This window comes from Planktothrix sp. FACHB-1355 (assembly GCF_014748295.1).
GTDB lineage: Bacteria > Cyanobacteriota > Cyanobacteriia > Cyanobacteriales > Aerosakkonemataceae > Aerosakkonema > Aerosakkonema funiforme_A.
The window spans coordinates 1-5,837 of the sequence record NZ_JACJUP010000344.1; the positions used below are offsets into that span (position 1 = coordinate 1).

The 5,837-nt window shown below is 47.0% G+C and carries 8 protein-coding genes; 6 read left to right on the top strand and 2 right to left on the bottom strand.

The window, feature by feature from the left end; translation table 11 throughout:
- Positions 1-190, bottom strand: a 190-nt coding sequence (locus H6S82_RS15420) for a UPF0175 family protein (RefSeq protein ID WP_191056387.1), incomplete at its 3' end; no start/stop codon positions are given.
- Between the two features lie 220 nt (positions 191-410).
- Positions 411-587 (bottom strand): hypothetical protein, encoded by a 177-nt coding sequence (locus H6S82_RS15425; RefSeq protein ID WP_190462134.1) that lies wholly within the window; start codon positions 585-587, stop codon positions 411-413.
- On the opposite strand from H6S82_RS15425, the gene sufU reads away from it, so the two are divergent.
- From sufU to H6S82_RS15455, 6 genes are all read left to right on the top strand, one after another.
- Complete coding sequence (sufU, locus tag H6S82_RS15430; protein WP_190462136.1) at positions 574-1,050, top strand: Fe-S cluster assembly sulfur transfer protein SufU; 477 nt, start codon at positions 574-576, stop codon at positions 1,048-1,050. The two genes, H6S82_RS15425 and sufU, sit on opposite strands and share 14 nt — an antisense overlap.
- A gap of 12 nt (positions 1,051-1,062) precedes the next feature.
- Positions 1,063-1,593, top strand: coding sequence for a Ycf51 family protein (locus H6S82_RS15435; protein ID WP_190462138.1), 531 nt, complete (start codon positions 1,063-1,065; stop codon positions 1,591-1,593).
- A 184-nt stretch (positions 1,594-1,777) separates the two neighbouring features.
- Positions 1,778-2,731, top strand: a complete 954-nt coding sequence (locus tag H6S82_RS15440) for a branched-chain amino acid transaminase (RefSeq protein ID WP_322111843.1) — start codon at positions 1,778-1,780, stop codon at positions 2,729-2,731.
- Positions 2,732-2,806: 75 nt separating this feature from the next.
- Positions 2,807-3,916 (top strand): iron-containing alcohol dehydrogenase, encoded by a 1,110-nt coding sequence (locus H6S82_RS15445; protein ID WP_190462140.1) that lies wholly within the window; start codon positions 2,807-2,809, stop codon positions 3,914-3,916.
- A gap of 76 nt (positions 3,917-3,992) precedes the next feature.
- Positions 3,993-5,174, top strand: coding sequence for an aspartate aminotransferase (locus tag H6S82_RS15450; protein WP_190462141.1), 1,182 nt, complete (start codon positions 3,993-3,995; stop codon positions 5,172-5,174).
- A gap of 26 nt (positions 5,175-5,200) precedes the next feature.
- Positions 5,201-5,837 (top strand): serpin family protein (locus tag H6S82_RS15455; protein WP_347339505.1); only part of this gene is annotated, 637 nt, incomplete at its 3' end.

The following is a 5,837-nucleotide window of genomic DNA, read 5'->3' on the forward strand; positions in this document are numbered from 1 at the left end:
TCCGCTTCAAAAAGGCGTGAGTCTCAAGACGAGATGGTAGATTGAGTATTTGGCGCACTTCAGCAGTGTTAACTTTACCACAGTGGTAAGCATCAGCAATAATTATTTCTAGGAGCCGACGAGAGAGACTACCCCTGGTTTGCTCTAGGCGTTCAGCAATTTCATCAGGAATTTCAACCGTGATTTGCATAGACTATTTAGCGAATAGTTTAATCCGATCTCTATGATAAGCGATCGCACTACAAAAAAAAAGCGCGATATGCCGTTCGTCATCTGCGCGAACGCCGATTTTCACCCATTTAAAAACACCAATCGATTAATCAATTACAATTATTTAGTGTAAGCATTCAGCCGTCAGATATCAGCGTAGAACTTTAGTCGGAATTGACCATCAGCAGTTTAAACAAAGGCTAGTGAAACTTCAGCGCTCTCGATCGCATTAGCTGACGGCTGACTGCGCTACGCTGAATGCTTACCTTTGAAGTTTGACCCAACATTGCCCCATCAGGGACTTGGTAAGCAGAAACTTGCTCTAATATTAAGAAAGATAAATAACATTTTACCCGTCCCATCATGACTCTGGGCAATCTGCGCGACCTGTATCAACAGGTGATTCTGGAACACTACAAGAAGCCAAAGCACAAAGGCAAAACCAATCCGGTGCATCGGTATCAGAAGGGACATAACCCTTCCTGCGGCGATACGATCGAGCTAACGTTGCAGCTCGACGAAGCCGGGGATACCATACTAGATGCCAAATTTGAAGGCGAAGGCTGTGCGATCTCAATGGCATCTGCGGACTTGATGGCAGAAGCTTTGCGGGGTAAAACCGTAAAAGAAGCGCTAGAGATGGTGGAACGCTTCCAAAACATGATGAAAGGAAGCGCAGAGTTTCCCAAAGAACTGCGAAAATTGAACGTCATGCAAGGCGTCGCCCAGTTCCCCGTGCGGATTAAATGTGCTAACCTAACCTGGCACGCCCTCAAAGCTGCCTTAGAATCGGTCAACGATAAGCAGGCAGATGGGTTTGTCAGCAACGAAAAAGAATAAGCTTGCGTCGCTATGATTACTACAGCTCAGTTCATCCAAGCCGCCGGGTGGGCAGGTATCGCCACTCTAGCTTTTGCTGCCTTGGCAATAATCGCATTTATCTTTAAATGGGGTATCCGCTTTCGCTTAGTGGGTGTGACCGGTTTTACGGGAGTCCTCTCAGGCGGTTTATTTGCCTTGGGATTGGGACTTTTTACCCACACAACCGTTCCGGGCGCGGTTCGCTATTCGCTAATCTACGATAATGGGGCGACTCTAGCAGCGATCGCACTACCCCCTCAAATTACCGAATCCCAATTGGAAGCTACCCTGCGTCAAGCTGGTGCCGATTTGTTTTCCTACGGTCGGTTGGGTAGCGGAGATGGTAAACTGACTATCCGCGCTCGTACTATTATCCATCCCGAAGCGGGAGTTTCGCAACCGCTATACTTAGGCGAAGTGACGCGATCGCTTGCCAATCAGGACAAACAGCTTACAGTGGAAATCTATCGAGACAACTTAGCCCGATTGCCAAAATCAACCACTGAGCAGGAAAATAGTTAAATAGTCATCCGTCAAAAGGTCATCAGTCATCGGTCAAAAGGAAAGTTGAATAGACATCTCCAAAAATTCTTGTGGGGTAGGCATCCTGCCTGCGTTTGAGATAATTTTCTGGAGATGTCTAATGAGAAACTATAGATAGACTTGTCTAACTCACAACTGACTAATGACAAATGACTAATGACAAATGACAAGTAAATTCAAGTCATGGGGAAATTTTGAAATGTACAGTTTTCTGCCAATAGCTTTCTTTAAAAACGAATTTGTACCATTTGAAGAAGCTAGAATATCGATCGCCACCCATGCCTTACACTACGGAACAGGTGCATTTGGAGGACTGCGCGGTATCCCCGATCCGCAAAACCCCAAACAAATTTTGCTGTTTAGATTAGACCGCCACTGCCAAAGGTTAAGTCAAAGCGCTAAGTTTTTACACTACGATTTGCCAGCTCAAAAAATAGAAGAAACTATAGTTACATTCGTCAAAAAAAATCAACCCAATAAATCTTTTTACATCAGACCGTTTGTTTACACATCAGACTTGGGAATAGCCCCCAGAGTTCACAATATAGAAAAAGACTTCTTTGTTTATGGATTGGAACTGGGAGATTACCTCTCTGCCGATGGAGTAAACTGCCGAATCAGCTCTTGGTACAGACAAGAAGACCGCAGTTTTCCATTAAGAGGTAAGATCAGCGCCGCCTACATCACATCTTCTTTGGCAAAAACCGAAGCAGTAGAATCCGGTTTTGATGAAGCGATTTTAATGAACTCCCAAGGGAAAGTATGCGAAGCTTCTGGGATGAACATATTCTTGGTGAGAAACGGGCAATTGATTACGCCAGGATTTGACCAAGATATCTTAGAAGGAATCACCAGAGATAGCATCGTCAAAATCGCCAAAGACTTGGGCATTGAAACGATCGAAAGATCCGTAGATAAATCCGAGTTGTTCATCGCAGACGAAGTTTTCCTCAGCGGGACAGCAGCGAAGATAACACCAGTCAACAGAATTGAAAATTACCAATTGCCCGAAACCAGGCCATTAACTGAAAAACTCAAAGAAAAACTCACCGCAATTACAGAAAACAGAGACCCAAATTACCAAAACTGGGTATACGCGATTTCCCTGGACGGATAAGCATTCCGGAACGATCTGGGGTAATAATGTTAACTAGATAAAACGATTTTGCTGTATCCCCAATCCTTTTTCTACGTGTCTACTCCAACTGCTACTGCGTTGACTCCTATTGTTGTTGCCCCAGCCCAAGTAATACGTGGCAACCTGGTGCTGGGCGGCGAAGCAATTGCACGCTTGGGTCGTCGTCCCTTGGTTGTCGGCGGCGAAACTACCCTAGCGGCGCTTCAGGGTGAATTGCCAAAAATTCTGGAACAGCAACAGCTGAATGCGGCTACTGCGTCCTACAGTCCAGATTGTACCGAAGCGAGTCTGGCATTCCTGCGAAGCAAAGTACAAGAACATCAAGCGGATGTAATTATCGGTGTTGGTGGTGGAAAGGCTTTAGACACCGCCAAATTACTGGCCCATCAGTGCCAATTGCCGATCGCTACCGTACCGACCTCAGCTGCGACTTGCGCCGCTTGGACAGCACTTGCCAACGTCTACTCATCAGAGGGAGCATTTCTATATGATGTGCCGCTCGATCGCTGTCCGGATTTGTTGATTTTAGATTACACTCTCATCCAAACAGCTCCCCAGCGAACCCTGGTGGCAGGAATTGGAGACGCCTTGGCTAAGTGGTACGAAGCATCTGTCAGCAGCGCCAGTTCCCAAGCGACCTTCATTATTGCCGCCGTACAACAAGCGAGAGTTTTGCGAGATATTTTATTCCAAAAATCAGCAGCCGCCCTCAAAGAACCGGGCGGAGAGGAATGGCGATCGGTGGTAGATGCTACAGTTATGCTGGCTGGTGTCATCGGCGGACTGGGAGGGGCCCAATGTCGCACAGTCGCCGCCCACGCCGTCCACAACGGTTTGACGCACATATCTGCAAGTCACAGTTCCCTGCACGGCGAAAAAGTAGCTTATGGCATTTTGGTACAGCTGCGCTTGGAAGAAATGGTACAGGGAAATCAGCTCGCAGCCACAGCACGACAGCAACTGCTGAAGTTTTACGATGAGATTGGATTGCCGCAAAGCTTAGAGGATTTGGGTTTGGGAAACATCGCGCTTTCCGATCTGCGGCAAGCAGCTGAGATTGCTTGCGCCGCTAATTCGGATATTCATCGGCTACCCTTTAAAGTTGCACCAGACCATCTGATGGCAGCTATGGTTTCCACAACTACTTCGGCAATCAAAAATTAAAAATTAGTCATCGGTCTTGTTAATTTTGACTTTTGACTGAGTGACTTATCACCGACTGACAACCGACAACCGACAAATGACATTATCTTGGATTAGTCCCGCCCAGCGGCTGCAAGCGCTGCCGCCTTACGTATTTGCCCGCTTGGATGAATTGAAAGCCCGCGCCCGCGAACAGGGTCTGGATTTGATCGATTTGGGGATGGGGAATCCGGACGGGGCGACGCCCCAGCCGGTGGTAGAAGCAGCGATCGCCGCCTTGCAAAATCCCGCCAATCACGGATATCCGCCTTTTGAAGGTACTGCTAGCTTTCGCCGCACGATCGTCAGTTGGTACAAACGGCGCTATGATGTTGAGCTAGCTCCCGATAGCGAAGTTTTGCCTTTGTTGGGTTCCAAAGAAGGTCTTACCCACTTGGCGATCGCTTACATCAATCCAGGAGATTTGGTATTGGTACCGTCTCCAGCTTACCCAGCCCATTTTCGCGGCCCCGTAATTGCTGGCGGTAAAGTTCACAGTATAATTTTGAAACCGGAAAATGACTGGCTAATTGATGTAACTACCATTCCCGATGATGTCGCCAGACAGGCAAAAATTCTCTACTTCAACTATCCCAGCAATCCCACTGCCGCGACTGCGCCTCGCGAACTTTTTGAAGAAATTGTCGAATTTGCTCGCAAGTACGAGATTTTGCTGGTGCATGACCTTTGTTATGCGGAATTAGCCTTTGATGGTTATCAGCCGACCAGTTTGTTAGAAATTCCGGGAGCGAAGGAAATCGGTGTAGAGTTCCACACCATGTCGAAAACCTACAATATGGCGGGTTGGCGGGTGGGTTTTGTCGTGGGTAACCGCCACATTATTCAAGGGTTAAGAACTTTAAAAACCAATCTGGACTACGGTATCTTTGCTGCCTTACAATCAGCAGCAGAAACCGCACTCCAACTGCCAGATGAATATTTACAGGAGGTGCAACAACGGTATCGTCGCCGCCGGGATTTTCTGATCGAAGGTTTGGCTGCCTTGGGTTGGAATATCCCGAAAACGAAGGCTACGATGTATTTGTGGGTGCCATGTCCTCCGGGAGTTACCTCAACAGATTTTGCTCTTTCTGTATTGCAGCAGACTGGCGTTGTCGTTACACCTGGAAATGCTTTTGGTATTGCAGGTGAAGGCTATGTACGGATAAGTTTGATAGCAGAGTGCGATCGCCTTGCAGAAGCCTTGCACCGATTCAAACAGGCAAATATTCACTATTAGTCAGCGGCGCAAGTCGCCAGTTCAGAGTGAAAATCCGATATGGGATAATTTTGGCAGCATCTCTATGCCTAGTCCTACTGGGCGAAACTGGGATGTTGCGTGCAAAGGGGACTGGGTACTGGGGCAGAGGGACAGAGGAACTTTTTAACGCCACACTTTCCCAGTCTCCCATCGTAACTCCCCATGTCCCAAATGAAGTGAATCCCAAGCTGATTGCAGCTTACACCAAGTTTAGCTTCAAGCTATTCTCCCAAATCCAAAAGAAACAGCCTGACGAAAATATTTTTATCTCTCCTGCCAGCATTGCGATCGCCCTAGCGATTACCTACAATGGGGCAAGCGGCAAAACCCAGGAAGCGATCGCACAAACCTTAGAATTACAAGGGATCGCTATCCAGGAACTAAATCAAGCAAATGCCGCACTGAAAGATACTTTGACGAATGCAGATTCCCAAGTTGAGCTATCAATTGCTAATTCCTTCTGGGGGAAAGATAACCAACCTTTTAAGCCTGAATTTATTCAAAAAATCCAGAAATTTTACGGTGTAGAACTGAAAAATGCTGACTTTACCGATGCTAGGACTATATCTAGTATAAACGGTTGGGTAAAGCAAAGTACCAACGGAAACATAGACAAAATAGTCGATGGCATCGAACCGGATA